The sequence below is a fragment of the Rhodococcus sp. OS5 genome (genome assembly GCF_056837585.1).
In genome coordinates, this window is sequence record NZ_CM166368.1 from 6,216,231 (window position 1) to 6,229,510 (window position 13,280).

At 62.6% G+C, this 13,280-nt stretch carries 12 protein-coding genes; 6 read left to right on the plus strand and 6 right to left on the minus strand.

Features of this window, described 5'->3' with window-relative positions:
* Positions 1-213 precede the first annotated feature (213 nt).
* On the plus strand, positions 214-1,464 hold the full coding sequence (locus ACVZUB_RS29150; protein WP_482628017.1) for a reverse transcriptase family protein: 1,251 nt from the start codon (positions 214-216) through the stop codon (positions 1,462-1,464).
* Between the two features lie 13 nt (positions 1,465-1,477).
* Here the strand turns inward: ACVZUB_RS29150 and ACVZUB_RS29155 are convergent, their stop codons facing one another.
* Genes ACVZUB_RS29155 through ACVZUB_RS29165 form a run of 3 tightly spaced genes read right to left on the minus strand, consistent with a single transcriptional unit; the run spans position 1,478 to position 3,498 of the window.
* Entirely contained in the window at positions 1,478-1,864 is a 387-nt protein-coding gene (locus tag ACVZUB_RS29155; RefSeq protein WP_003946047.1) for a RidA family protein, read from the minus strand.
* Between the two features lie 42 nt (positions 1,865-1,906).
* A complete protein-coding gene (locus ACVZUB_RS29160; RefSeq protein WP_064113581.1) occupies positions 1,907-2,719 on the minus strand; it encodes an alpha/beta fold hydrolase in 813 nt (270 codons plus the stop codon).
* 2 nt (positions 2,720-2,721) lie between these two features.
* Complete coding sequence (locus tag ACVZUB_RS29165) at positions 2,722-3,498, minus strand: IclR family transcriptional regulator (RefSeq protein WP_482628018.1); 777 nt, start codon at positions 3,496-3,498, stop codon at positions 2,722-2,724.
* A gap of 195 nt (positions 3,499-3,693) precedes the next feature.
* On the opposite strand from ACVZUB_RS29165, the gene ACVZUB_RS29170 reads away from it, so the two are divergent.
* Genes ACVZUB_RS29170 through ACVZUB_RS29190 form a run of 5 tightly spaced genes read left to right on the plus strand, consistent with a single transcriptional unit; the run spans position 3,694 to position 8,118 of the window.
* Positions 3,694-4,698: an ABC transporter substrate-binding protein gene (locus tag ACVZUB_RS29170; RefSeq protein ID WP_054781165.1), complete on the plus strand. Its 1,005-nt coding sequence runs from the start codon at positions 3,694-3,696 to the stop codon at positions 4,696-4,698.
* Between the two features lie 10 nt (positions 4,699-4,708).
* On the plus strand, positions 4,709-5,491 hold the full coding sequence (locus ACVZUB_RS29175) for an ABC transporter permease (RefSeq protein WP_234552201.1): 783 nt from the start codon (positions 4,709-4,711) through the stop codon (positions 5,489-5,491).
* Between the two features lie 2 nt (positions 5,492-5,493).
* A complete protein-coding gene (locus tag ACVZUB_RS29180) occupies positions 5,494-6,276 on the plus strand; it encodes an ABC transporter permease (protein WP_218959922.1) in 783 nt (260 codons plus the stop codon).
* Entirely contained in the window at positions 6,276-7,085 is an 810-nt protein-coding gene (locus ACVZUB_RS29185; protein WP_054187230.1) for an ABC transporter ATP-binding protein, read from the plus strand. Before ACVZUB_RS29180 ends, ACVZUB_RS29185 begins: the two co-directional genes overlap by 1 nt.
* Before the next feature lie 22 nt (positions 7,086-7,107).
* Complete coding sequence (locus tag ACVZUB_RS29190; RefSeq protein WP_050656900.1) at positions 7,108-8,118, plus strand: YdcF family protein; 1,011 nt, start codon at positions 7,108-7,110, stop codon at positions 8,116-8,118.
* A 6-nt stretch (positions 8,119-8,124) separates the two neighbouring features.
* Here the strand turns inward: ACVZUB_RS29190 and ACVZUB_RS29195 are convergent, their stop codons facing one another.
* The 3 genes from ACVZUB_RS29195 to ACVZUB_RS29205 are packed head-to-tail and all read right to left on the minus strand — an operon-like array spanning position 8,125 to position 13,015.
* Entirely contained in the window at positions 8,125-8,958 is an 834-nt protein-coding gene (locus tag ACVZUB_RS29195; RefSeq protein WP_482628019.1) for an NmrA family NAD(P)-binding protein, read from the minus strand.
* Positions 8,959-8,972: 14 nt separating this feature from the next.
* A complete protein-coding gene (locus ACVZUB_RS29200; RefSeq protein WP_482628020.1) occupies positions 8,973-10,916 on the minus strand; it encodes a hydantoinase B/oxoprolinase family protein in 1,944 nt (647 codons plus the stop codon).
* Positions 10,916-13,015 carry a hydantoinase/oxoprolinase family protein gene (locus tag ACVZUB_RS29205; RefSeq protein ID WP_482628021.1) on the minus strand — a complete coding sequence of 700 codons (2,100 nt, stop codon included), beginning with the start codon at positions 13,013-13,015 and terminating at the stop codon, positions 10,916-10,918. Before ACVZUB_RS29205 ends, ACVZUB_RS29200 begins: the two co-directional genes overlap by 1 nt.
* Positions 13,016-13,280: the final 265 nt, after the last annotated feature.

A 13,280-nucleotide genomic window follows, 5' to 3' on the forward strand; every position in this document is an offset into this window, starting at 1 on the left:
CACGTGACAGATACCGAACGGTCTGCCATTGTGAAGGAATGCGGCGGCGCGTGGGTGAGAGTTGGTCCACGCGACCAGTCTCAGGGGTAACCCCTGGGTCGGCCAGAAGAATTGGATACTGCGTCCACCGGCGTTCGGCACGCTCCGCGTGCTTGCCGCCGCACCGGACAAAGGATTTGGTCACCCCGCCCCGTCGCATCCCGGAGTCGAATCATGCGTGACTTCGAGCTCGATCCCGAGTTGGCGCGTCGTCTGGCCGTTGCGGCCGCTGACGCTCCGTGGACCCTCAGCGGCCTCGAGGAGGCATTCGGAACCGTCTTCGGCGTTTCCCCGACGCTCCTGGCCGTGCGCGTTCTCGACCTCATGCCCGCTCCACCGTTCGAACCGCAGACTCTGTATCGATTGCTTCGCGAACTACCTCGCCTGCGGCCTTTTCCTCTCTCACTGGACACCAATGAAACCTCGGTGTGGCGGTTCGACGTTCCCCGCTACAACACCAGTGTGGACCTGGCTCGTTCACTGGATCTGACGATCTCCGAACTCGAGTGGTTCGCCGACCGAGGGGAATGGCTCCGCACGAAACCCCGACCGCTACGCCACTACCGGCCGATGCAGATCAGCAAGAAGGCCGGCGCTCGCCTCCTCGAGGTACCGAAACCCCGATTGCGCGAAATTCAGCGGAAGATCCTGCGCCGCATCCTCGACCTGGTGCCCCCGCACGACGCGGCACACGGATTTGTCCGTGGTCGAAGCCCTCTGACTTTTGCAGCGCCGCACGCACAGTCGGAAATCGTGATCGGCGTCGACCTCGCGCAGTTCTTCCCCTCGATCAGCGGCAGCCGCGTTCATGCCGTCTTCGCCGCCCTCGGCTATCCACCCGCAGTGGCAGGCGTTCTCACCGGATTGTGCACTGTTGCAACACCTGCCGATACCCTGCGCGGCCTACCGTATGCACAGGCATCACAGCTACGCACCGCGCATCTTCCGCAAGGCGCACCCACTTCTCCTGCACTGGCGAATCTCGTCGCACGCAAACTCGACATCCGCTTGAGTGGACTCGCACAAGCGAACTGGCTCACCTACACCCGATACGCCGACGACCTCGCGTTCTCCGGAATCGAAGTAGCCGACGTCGGCACCCTCCTCTGGACGGTCGAGCAGATCGCCGGGGACGAAGGGTTTGCCATCCATCCACGAAAGACCAAGGTGATGCGCCCTCATCGACGCCAACACCTCACCGGGTTGGTGATCAACGACCAACCCTCGTATCCGCGCGACGACTACGATCGCTTGCGTGCCCTGCTGCACAACGCCGCCAGTACTTCTGCGCAGGAACAGAATCGGGATGGCGTGGAGAACTTCCGCGCCCACATCTACGGCCGGATCGCGCACATCGGCGAAACCAGCACTACACGCCGACGCACATTGCTGCGCCTGGCTGAACGTGTGGATTGGGACGGTTAGTGCCCGCGAGCAGTCAGACCCGCGGGGTGTAGGCCATGCATTCGACTTCCATGTGCGCACCCAGCGCCAGTCCGTCTGTTCCGAACGCACTGCGGGCCGGCAGTCTCGACGCCGGGAAGTACTCGAGGTAGACCTTGTTGAACTCCTGCCAACGTGACATGTCGTCAAGCATGACAGTGCATTTGAAGATCGCTTCGACACCGGAACCGTAGGCGATCAGCGAAGCCACGATATTCTCCATCGTCTGGCGAGCCTGCGCTTCGAAGCCGTCTGCCAAGGTCCCGTCGGGAAGCATGCCGATCTGACCCGACAGATACAGAACGTCTCCGACGCGCACTCCGGTGGAGAACGGCGTATCGAAAGCGGGTGGGATGAACTCGACGGTCTGAGATGAATCCATTAGATCTCCTCGGAGTTGGAATATGCGTGACGAGTTGGCGTTTCAGCGCACTGGGCGCGCACGAACATCGGCCAGGAAGTGCGCCACCAACTCGTTCCACGCGTGTGGGTCCTCGAAGTAGGGGGAGTGGCCGCGGTCGGCAAGCTCGACCACTTCGGCGTGAGGCAGGAACTCGGCGGCGCCGCGAATCCGCTCGGGTGTCATCAAATCGTCCAGCTCACCTGCGATCAGGAGAACCGGCGCAGCCACCGCCGCGAGTTCGGCCACCGAATAGTTGTGGGCCTTGAGAATTCGGAAGAACTCGGTGTCAGGTGGGCGATGGCCGAAGGTGCCGAGAGCTTGGTACAGGTATGCCCTCGCCATGTCCAAGCTCGGCAACCGTCCGCCCACAGCGGGATGCTCCCCCAGGGGCCGCGCGGTGACGGGTGCTGCGGTGAGGGGAGGTGCGCTGTCCGGACCGAATCCGACGGGAATGCCGCCGGTCGTGCAGGCCAGGACTACCGACTCCACCCGGTCCGGAACAGCGATCGCGGTCCCCAATGCGGCCCAACCGCCCATCGACTGGCCGACCACGTGCGCTCGATCAACCGCCAACAGGTCCATGATTTCGATCAGATCAGAGACTGCCGCTACCGGGCCGTGGTTGCCGTTCTCGTTGGTAGAGCGGCCGAATCCTCGCTGATCCCAGCTGATCACCCGATAGTGCTGAGCGAAGTAGGGCACCTGCTGGTACCAGACGGCCGCATTTCCGCCGAGACCGTGCGTGAGAATCAGATCCGGGCCCTCGCCGGCAGTCTCGTACCAGACCCGTTCGCCGTCTGCGACGGTGATGAAGCCCTCGGTCCGTGAAATCATCCTTATTCTCCTGTGTCGGACGGGCGCTTGCCCGAAGTGTGGTCAGTGAGGAGTTGCTGCACTTCATCGGTGGCCCGCAGCAGGTGTTCTTCGACCATTCGCGTCGTCTTCGCATCGAAGTCGGTATCGAAACCGATCACCGTCAACGCACAGAGCGGAGACCCCTTGCGGGAAGACACTGCACGCGAGACCGAACCGATGATGTCCTGAGATCGTTTGTGGACAACGGCGAATCCGGTTTTCTGCGTATCGGCGATGTCGGCGAGAAAGCCGGTGGGTCCTTCCAGCGGATAGCCGCTCTTCTCCACCATCGCCAGGTAGGGCGCCCGGGTGTTGTCCTCGAGTGCCGCCACCAACGCGAGCGGACCCGCGAACCGGTGCGGCGGAAGCAGATCCCCGAGCATCCGAGTGATCATCTTGAGTCTCTCGGGACGCAGCGCCGCGATGATCCGCGTCCCGCCGCTCTCGAGAACCTGCAGATTCACCATCATGTCCGTGCTCTCGGACAGCACCCGCATGGTCGGATCGCACAAGGCCGCCAACGAATGCGCTGCCGCTTCGTGGGAAACCTGCAGTGCAGCCGGGCCGGGGAGATAGCGACCGTCGTAGCGGAAGACCCAACCACGGTTCGCGAGTTCTCCGAGCACTCGGTGCGCAGTCGGGCGGAGCATCCCGACTTCTTCTGCCAGTTCGCTGAGCTTCATCGGCGTGGTCGAGCGCGCGATGGCCTCGAGTAGATCCAACGCTTTGTCGACGGCGGACGCAGAACCCTTCGTCATCCGATCCCCTCCCGGTGCCGTGGATGTACCCGGCGATCCGAAATCTCGTGTTCTTGGAAAACCCTTGGCATTCGTCTTGGAAATTACTATAGTCACAACAATCGTTCCGGCGTACGGAATTCTTTGAGCTTCTTCACCTTCCCACCGGATTACCGGCAAGGAAGTCATATCTTTCCCAGCGAGAGGTTTTCGGACATGACGGTTGGACTTACCCTTCGGTCGACACCACGGTTCAGAGTTGTTGCCCTAGCCGCGGTCGCGACCGCGGCATTGGCACTGACAGGCTGTTCGAGCGACGCCACGGCCTCCGACGACGGGGGCACCCAGACCACCACGATTCGAATCGCACCTCAGCCGATCGCGGACTTCGCACCGATTTGGCTCGGCATGGAGCAGGGGTACTTCACCGATGAGGGACTCGACATCCAACTCGTGGAGGGCGGCGCTAGTTCCTCGGCTCAAATTCCGTTGTTGCTCAGCGGAAATGCAGATATGGCAGCCACGACTGCCGCTGCCGCAATTCAGGCACGGAGCCAGAACATGCCCGTCACCATTGTCGGCGGGCTCACGAATTTTGCCGCAAATGACAGCGTCGACCAGTCCGGTCTCGTGGTCGCCAAGGACAGTTCCATCAGCGGCTTCCGTGACCTCGAAGGCAAGACCGTCGCGATCAGCGGTTTGAAGTCCGTCAGCGAAGCAGTCATCTCTGCCGCGGTGGAGAAATCCGGCGGAGCAGCGAACAAGGTCTCGTTCATTCAGGCACCCATGCCCAACCTCGGCGACCTGGTTTCCACCGGCGGGGCCGACGCGGCGTTCCTCATCGATCCGTTCCTGAGTAAAGCAACCGACTCGGGGCTGAAGATCCTCGGCCACCCCTTCCCCTTGGCCGCGCCCGGTGTGCCAGGGACCTCGCTGGTCGCTTCGGAATCGTTTGTCAATGCGAACCCTGACTCACTCGCGAAATTCCGTACCGCGCTTGCCAAATCAGTTGACTACGCCAATCAGAATCCGGGCGCGGTCAAGGCTGCACTCTCGACACAAGCCAAGATTCCGCTCGAAATGCTGGCCAACAGCAAGAATCCTCAGTTCGTCGCAGTAGTGGAACCGGGTGCTCTCGGCACGGAGATCGAACTGCTGGTCAAGTACGGGGTACTGACGGATTCGGTCGAGGCCGAATCCCTGCTGACCCCGGCCAACTGAGTTGTCCGCCTTGACAACCCTGCAGACTCGCCGCAGGCAGGTTCTGCTCGGTCGGCTGCTGACGCTCTTCGCGTTGGCAGCCGCCTGGCAGATCTTCGGAATGCTCGGCGACGAGGACGTCAAAGGTATTCCGAAGTTCAGCGACGTGGCAGTGGCCTTTGTGAACGAACTCGCCACGTCCTCGTTGTGGACATCACTGGGACAAACGGTGACCACCACGGCGATCGGATTGGCGCTGTGCCTGGTGATCGGAATCCCGGCAGGGCTGCTGCTCGCCGCGCACCCGTTCCTGACGGTCTCCTCCCGCTTCGTCATCGACTTCTGCCGAACCGTTCCGCCGCTCGCAATCATTCCGCTCTTTCTGCTGATCATGGGCCCGACGCAACGGATGGCGGTGGCACTGATCGTGGCAGTAAGTGTGTGGCCGATTCTGCTCCAGACGATTCACGGTGTGCGCAACGTCGACCCGGAACTGCTGGCCACCGCACGATCCTTCCGACTTCCACTGTGGCGCAGGCTCGCTCTCGTCGTCGCACCGGCATCGATGCCCTACATCTTCACCGGGATTCGCATCTCGGCAACACTGAGCTTGCTGCTGACCATCGGTGCAGAATTGATCGCCGGCGTGCCGGGACTCGGTAAGGAGATCCTGCTGAGCCAATCCGTCCCCGATCGAATGTTCGCACTGATCATCGTCGCCGGACTACTCGGAATGCTGCTCGCCTTCGCCGTGATGGCGATCGAGAATCGTTTACTTGCCTGGCATTACATCCCGAGGAGGATGACGACGTGAAGATGATGTCAGGACTTCGACTCCTCGCGTGGGAGTTGTGGCTGCCGATCTTGATCGTCGTCGTATGGTACTTCGGTTCGGAGTCGAGCAAGTCGCCTTACTTCCCGCCGCTGTCGCGTATCTGGAAAGCGTTTGTGGACAACTGGTTCGGTCCGGGATTCGCCCACGATGTCGTACCGAGCTTGACCAACCTTGCCTTCGGTCTCGCCGTGGCACTGGTGGTCGGCGTCGGCGCCGGTCTCCTGCTGGCACTGTTCCCGCTGGCTGCCGACATTGCCGATCCGTTTCTCCAGTTCTTCCGCGCTATTCCGGCGCTGGCCGTATTACCCGCTCTTTTCATCGTTTTCGGAACCGGTTCGACGGGTAACGTTGCCGCCATCGCCTTCGGCGCGGTCTGGCCGATACTCCTCAACACCCTCGACGGCATTCGCTCCATCGACCCGAGTATCCGATTGGTGGCGCGCAGCTACCGGATCCGTACACCCCTCCTGGTGACGCAGGTACTCCTCCCCGGAGCGATGCCGCAGATAACAGTCGGTATCCGCACCAGTCTCGCGATCGGTGTCGTCATCATGGTCGGAAGCGAAATGTACGTCTCCACTGCAGGAATCGGTCACTTCGTGATCGTCGCGCAACAGACCTTCGCGATCGCCGACATGTGGTCCGGAATTCTCCTGCTGGGAATCATCGGATACGTGCTCAACCTCGGATACGGCGTGATCGAACGATGGTTGCTCAGATGGCAGCCGCGGACCCACGACGCTCTCGCAGTGAAAGGAAACTGATGTCATCCACAGAATCTGCGGCATCGATACCCGCAGTCGAACTGAGCGGCCTCGGGGTGACCTACGGCGGTCCCACCGGCCGCGAAGTGCTCCGCGGCATCGATCTGTCCGTTGCACCCGGAGAAATCGTCTGCATCGTCGGCCATTCCGGCATCGGCAAGAGCACGCTGATTCGTTGCATCGCCGGTCTGCAGAAGCCGACCACTGGTGAGGTCCGCATCGCCGGGATCGCGATCGATGCACCGCCGGCCACGCTGGCTCTCGTGTCACAGGACTACGGACGCACACTGATGCCGTGGCTTCGAGTGGGCGAGAACGTTCGCCTGCCGCTACGGGGCAACGGTCTGGCGCGGAAGGTTCAGAACGAGAGGGTTAGCGATGCACTTGCCGTTGTCGGTCTAGGCGGTGCTGCGCGTTCCTACCCCTGGCAGTTGTCCGGCGGAATGCAGCAGAGAGTGGCGATAGCTCGCGCTCTCGCCTATCGGCCGCAGGTACTCCTCATGGACGAACCCTTCGCGTCGGTCGATGCGCAGACCCGCGCGGAACTCGAAGACCTGCTGCTGACGCTTCAGCGTGATCTTGGCATCACCGTCCTCCTCGTCACCCACGACGTCGACGAATCGGTGTACCTGTCCGATCGAGTGGTCGTCCTCGGCGGAACTCCGGCATTGATGCAGGACATCGTCGACGTCCCGTTGACCGGAGCTCGAGATCAACTGACCACCAAGGCAGACCCACTGTTCATCGAGTGCCGTACCAGGGTCCTGTCCGCGATCCAGCAGTCGAAGGTGGTGGCGCCCGTGTCGTAAGCGCCTCGCCTAGGCTGGCTCCGTGATCCTTCTCCTCATCGGCCTCGCACTGCTCGGATTCTGCGGCTACCGGTTCAGGCAGGATCGACGGAGGCTGAGCAACGGCGTCTACCTACTTCTCGGACTGATCTTCACCGGTCTGTGGATGTTGCAGTCGGGTGCGCCGGGAACCGAGGTCCCGTCGTTCGTCATCGCGACGATCGCTCTGCTCTCGCCGTTGCTGGTGCTCATGCTTGCAGGATTCCTGATCGTCAACGGAGTCACGATGCTGCGGCGCGAGGGATTCAGCGTCGCGAATCTGCTCTCACTCGTCGCCGGACTCGGCCTGCTCGTTCCCTACGTGTTGCTCGCATCAGCGCTGCTGACGCAGAGATATTGGCTCGCAGTCGTTCTCGGTTCGTTCAGCCTGGTCGCGTCGTACCTGGGGTTTCTGTTCACGAGCTTTCTGCTCTACTCCTACGTCTACGGACGCCAGAAGTACCAGCCCGGAATGGACGCGATAGTGGTTCACGGCGCCGGGCTTTCGGGCGCCGACGTGACGCCCCTGCTTGCCAGCCGTCTGGACAAGGCGGCCGACGTCTTTCGCGCCGAGGTCCGCGAAGGACGTTCACCACTGTTGGTCGTGAGCGGCGGGAAGGGTTCGGACGAGGTGGTCAGCGAGGCGGAGGCAATGTGCGTCTACCTCGTCGATCACGGGATACCGCGCGAGAGCGTGATTCTCGAGGACCGCTCGACCACCACGCTCGAGAACCTCGAGTACACCAGGGACCTTCTCCGTGCCAACACCACGAAGCCTCGAATGGTGCTGGTCACCAGCAACTTCCACATCCTCCGAACTGCGACGTTTGCCCGAAGCCTCGATCTGGATGCGGAAGTCATCGGTTCCCACACCGCCCGGTACTACCTGCCGAGCGCCATTCTGCGCGAGTTCGCCGCCGTCACGGTGGAGCACAAGTGGCTCAACGGAACGGTCTGCCTGATCCTGGCCGCCCTGCCCCCACTGGTGGTCTGGGCGGCAGGAGGCATTTCGTAGCCGGATTCAGCGAATCAGGCTCTCGACGGCCATCGGTCGGCGACCCAGAAGCAGTTCGACGGCCGCGCTGCCGGCAAGAAAATCGTGGTGGTTGTAGAACTCGAACATCGCCGCCAGACGCGAGCTGGCGTTGACGTCAAGGCTGCTGCCGATCTGTTCGCGCCATTGATCCACGCTGATCTGATCTATCGCGACGGTCCGTGACGTCTGCTTTTCCACCATCTGTGCCACCTCCATGACGCTCAGAGCTTGCGGGCCGCCCACCTCGTACGTCGCTCCGTGATGTTCACCCGAGCCCTCCCTCAGTACGGCCGCGGCAACAGCCGCCACGTCCGCCAGACTCACGAACGAGAACTTCGTTTCCGCGCTGTACGGCAGGACGATGGTGTCAGATCGGCCCGTGAGTACCGCCTCGAAATTCTGCGCGTACGCACACGGTTGCAGCACAGTCCATTTCAAGGGTGAACGATGCAGTTCGTCCTCACACCTGGCTTTGTCCAGGTGATGCGGCATGGACGGGCTGAACGGCCACGCGACGGAGTGATAGACAAAGTGCTCCACTCCCGCCGAAGCCGCTGCCGTCAGCGCATTGCGAAGCAGTGCGGGCTCGTCGGGATGGACGTTCGGGGCAATGAAGTACACGCCTCGGCACCCGGCGAGCGCCTTGCGCAGTCCGCTTCCGGTTTCCAGTTCTACCTCGAAGTCCCCGTCGACACGCGCCTTTCGCACCAGTCGCCGAACTGTCACGCTCGGCGGCAGTGCGGCGACGACGGCCTCACCGGTCTTACCCGCGGCGCCGATCACCGCGATGTCGGCGCCGCGAGCAATTCCGTTCTCCATGAGAGTTTTCCGTCCTAGACGTAGTCGTAGACCGCTGAGGTGGCGCCACCCGAAAGCTGCGCGTAGCCCGGACCCCGATCGAAGAAGGGCTCGTTCTCACCGCGTTCCGAGCGCAACTGATCCCGCAACTCCGTGGTAGCAGCCTCGTCGACGGACGGCTCGTCACCCTCGATCATGACGACAACGCCGTAGTCGTCGCGTGCACCCTCTACGGAAACCTTGCGCCACTGAATGTCTCGCAAGACCTCTTCGGTCGGGCGCTCCAGGGGATCTCCCCAACCACCACCACCGGTGGTGCGAATCCGTACGACCTCGCCGGCCTTGATCGGCTCGGCATCGGTCAGCGCGTCGAACTCACGCTCGTTCGGTCCACCCGGATCCAGGACGACGGAGAACGGCCGACCGGCCTTGCCACCCTTGACTCCCCAGCAGGCGAGAATCGAACGGTCCGCGATGGACATGAAGTGAGCATCCTTGAGCATGCGGATGTGCTTCTCGTATCCCAAGCCGCCGCGGTAACGTCCGGCTCCGCCCGAATCCATGGCCAGACCGAGCTTTTCGACGATGAAGGGGAAACGGCTCTCGGTGAACTCGGTCGGCAGGTTCCGTGAATCGGGAACGACGTGAATCGTGTCCTCGCCGTCGGCGTAGTAGCGTCCGCCGGAACCTCCGCCGAGCACCTCACGCATGAGATACGAGTGACCCTCGAAGTCCTCACCGTACACACCGGTGTACCTGATGGTCTCCTGATCGGCGGGCATGTTGCCGTCCACAGCCTTGGCCACGACGCCGGCCAGCACTCCGAGCAGACGGAGGATGACAAACGTGCGAGCGTTGGTGGGGGCAGGGAAGATCGGGGTGATCAATGTTCCCTTCTCGGGGAACTTCATCTCGATCAGCGGTACGACGCCCTCGTTGACATCCAGTTCGGCCATGCGCTCCGGGGTGTCCGCGAGGTTACGCAGAATCGGGGCCAACCACTTGATGAGGAAGTTTCCGTCCGCGTAGTCACCACAGTGGTTGATCGGGCCCTTTGCCTGCGGTCCAGTTCCGTTGAAGTCCAGGATGAGTCGCTCGCCGCCCTCGTCCTCCGGCCGCGTCTTCGTGAGCGTGATCCGCTGGATGTGGAGCATCGGCTCGTCGACGCCGTCGTGCTCGGCGTAGTCCTCCCACGTGTACTCACCGACCGGGATCTTGCTGAGGATCTCGCGACGGTACGTCTCGGTGGTCGCGTCCATCATCGCGTCGAAGCACGACTCGACGGTGTCGACGCCGTAGCGCTCGAACAATTCGGTGAGTCGACGCGCACCCATCAGGCACGCCGAGCACTCGGCGTCGAGGTCAGCTGCCAACGCATCCGGCATACGGGAGTTACGCGTCATGATGCGCAGTGCCGCCTCGTTGGGAACTCCCTGGTCCCACAGTTTGATCGGCGGAACCATCAGTCCCTCTTCGTACACCGTGGTGGCGCCGGACGGCATGGAGCCGGGGCAGCAACCGCCGATGTCGTCGTGGTGACCGAACGCCTGAACGAACGCAACAACCTTCGGCTCGGCATCGGGAGTGACGCGGGCGAAGACAGGCACCGTGACGCACAGGTCGGGGAGATGACCGATGCCACCTTCGGACAGGTAGACGTCGTTGTGGAAGTACACGTCTCCCGGCTTCATCGTCTCGAGTGGGAAGTCCCGGGCGATCGGATGAACCAGGGCGGAATACGAACGGCCCGTGAGCTTGCGGAGGTTCCGGTCGTGAATACCGGCGCGGAAGTCGTGAGCGTCACGGATCATCGGTGAGCGCGAGGTGCGCGAAATGGAGGTCTCCACCTCCATTTCCACGCTGGCGAGGTAACCGGCGACGATCTCGACCAGAATCGGGTCAGGTGACGCGCCGTCGGTAGCGGTGAGTCGGTACGGCTTGGCCGCGGTGGCAGCAGCAGCATCGAGAATGGCGGTCATCACTTCACTCCGTTCGAGTCGGAAGACTTCGAGATACGAATGTTCCCGAAGGTGTCGATACGTGCCGAGAATCCGGGGTGGATCGGGACAGTCGAGCTGAACTCCTCGATCACGGCCGGTCCTTCGATGGCGTCACCCGCACCGAGCAGTGTGCGATCGTAGGTGGCCGTTTCGACCCAGCTGTCGAAATACGATTGACGCGAACCGGTTCGAGCGGTGTCGGCGCCGGTGCCGGCCGGGATCTCCTTGAGCGTCGGACGCTTGATCGGGCCGATGCCGCTCACGCGCAGGTTGACCCATTCCACGTGCTGCGACGGGTCTCCCCGGAAGTCGTAGCCGTACAGTTCGCGGTGCGCCTGGTGGAACGCCTCGGCCGCGTCGTCCATGATCTGCGTCGTGACGGTACCTTCCGCCACCGGGACGCGTACCTCGAAGGCCTGACCGAGGTAACGCAGATCCGCAGTGCGAGAGTACTTGCGCTGCGTCTCGTCGAAACCCTCTTCGGCAAGCGCGATCTCGGCTTCGCCGGCCAGCGCGTCGAACTGGCTCTGCAGGTCTTCTGCCTTCAACCGGTCGTGACGACTGACGTGCGTCTGGACGTAGTCGTTGCGGACATCGACCGTCAGCAGACCGAACGCGGAGACGTTGCCCGGATTGAGCGGGACGAGAACGTCTTTCAGACCCAGGATGTCGACGAGACGGCAGGCGAGCAGGGAGCCGGAACCGCCGAACGTCACGAGGGTGAAGTCGCGAACGTCGAGGCCACGCTTGACGGTGATCTGACGCAGGGCGTTGGCCTGGTTCCACGCCGAGACCTCGAGGACGCCGACCGCGCACTCCTCGAAGCCCAGACTGAGCTGTGTTGCAAGCTCTTCGAGGCCCTTGCGAGCCAATTCCGTGTCGAGAGGAATCTCGCCACCGAGCAGGTGGGGTGGGATGCGACCGAGCAGGACATGCGCGTCGGTGATGGTCGGTTCGCTGCCGCCCTTGCCGTAGCACAACGGTCCGGGATCGGCGCCGGCCGACTGAGGGCCGACTCGGAGGGTGTGTTCCGGCGTCATCCACGCGATCGACCCACCACCGGCGCCGACGGTCACGACGTCGATCATCGGGATCTTCGACGGGTAGTTGCCCACTCGCCCTTCGGTGGTCAGCGCGGGCTCGCCGCGAACCACGACGGTGACATCCGTCGACGTTCCGCCGCCGTCACAGGTCAACACCTGCTCGACGCCGGCGGCGTCGGCGATCAGCGCAGCACCGAGGGCTCCGGCGGCCGGTCCCGACAGGACTGTCGTAATAGGCTGGTGAACAACCTCTTTGGCCGACAGGACACCGCCGTTGGACTTCATGACGTAGAACGGGATGTCGCGGGGTTCACCGTCGGTGGTCGAGAACTCACGCAGACGATTCGCGATGTTGTTCACGTAGTTGCGGATGTTCGGCTTGACCGCGGCGTCCACGAGTGTGGTGATGGACCGCTCGTATTCGCGGTACTCACGCAGCACCTGGCTCGAGATGCTCACCGTCGCATCGGGGAAAACTTCGAAGAGGATGTCGCGTACGCGCTCCTCGTGCGTCGGATCGGCGTACGAGTGCATGAGGCAGACGCCGATGGTCCGGATCCCGCGGTCCTTGAAGAACTGCGCTGCGCTGCGAACGCTCTCTTCGTCGAGCGGACGAATCTCGCTGCCGTCGAAGGAAAGGCGTCCACCGACGGTGCGTACACGATCGGCGGGGACGATGCGTTCGGGCTTGACCCAGAAGTACGAGTTGCCGTAACCGTCCGGCACCGACTGACGAGCGATCTCGAGAACGTGCTCGTAGCCCTCGGTGGTGATGAAGCCGAGGTTCTCGACCTTGCCTTCGAGCAGCTTGTTCGTCGCTACGGTCGTGCCGTGGCTGACCGCACCGATGGAGTCGCCACTCTCACCGAGCTTGGCGAGTACCTTCTCGATACCGGCGAGAAAGCCCTCGGCGGGGTCCGCCGGGGTGGACGGGGTCTTGGTGGTGACGATGGCGCCGGTTTCGTCGTCCACTGCCACGATGTCGGTGAACGTTCCGCCGGTATCGATACCGACCCGAATCTTCCTGGGTTCCACGCTTCCTCCTGAGATCTTTGGCTCGTCTCGTCTGGTACCGATCGACGGTTGCGGCCTAGCCGGTAAGTGGCTCGTACCTGACGTGTAGAGCTATTCCACAGGTTCGGAAGAGCGGATTCTTTGTCACAATTCGCCGAATCGGGGGACCAAGGTTCGTTGCACGATCACGAGCGGATCTTCGCCGGCGCCTCCATGGGTTACGCGGACGTGAAAAACGCCCCGAACCTGGTCGGTTCGGGGCGTTTCCCTCATCGCAAATCAGCTG

What these genes read in the sequence shown, in the direction of transcription:
- ACVZUB_RS29150 (WP_482628017.1), top strand. Translation starts at nt 214, where the DNA reads ATGCGTGACTTCGAGCTCGATCCCGAGTTGGCGCGTCGTCTGGCCGTT.
- ACVZUB_RS29155 (WP_003946047.1), bottom strand. Translation starts at nt 1,864, where the DNA reads ATGGATTCATCTCAGACCGTCGAGTTCATCCCACCCGCTTTCGATACG.
- ACVZUB_RS29160 (WP_064113581.1), bottom strand. Translation starts at nt 2,719, where the DNA reads ATGATTTCACGGACCGAGGGCTTCATCACCGTCGCAGACGGCGAACGG.
- ACVZUB_RS29165 (WP_482628018.1), bottom strand. Translation starts at nt 3,498, where the DNA reads ATGACGAAGGGTTCTGCGTCCGCCGTCGACAAAGCGTTGGATCTACTC.
- ACVZUB_RS29170 (WP_054781165.1), top strand. Translation starts at nt 3,694, where the DNA reads ATGACGGTTGGACTTACCCTTCGGTCGACACCACGGTTCAGAGTTGTT.
- ACVZUB_RS29180 (WP_218959922.1), top strand. Translation starts at nt 5,494, where the DNA reads ATGATGTCAGGACTTCGACTCCTCGCGTGGGAGTTGTGGCTGCCGATC.
- ACVZUB_RS29185 (WP_054187230.1), top strand. Translation starts at nt 6,276, where the DNA reads ATGTCATCCACAGAATCTGCGGCATCGATACCCGCAGTCGAACTGAGC.
- ACVZUB_RS29195 (WP_482628019.1), bottom strand. Translation starts at nt 8,958, where the DNA reads ATGGAGAACGGAATTGCTCGCGGCGCCGACATCGCGGTGATCGGCGCC.
- ACVZUB_RS29200 (WP_482628020.1), bottom strand. Translation starts at nt 10,916, where the DNA reads ATGACCGCCATTCTCGATGCTGCTGCTGCCACCGCGGCCAAGCCGTAC.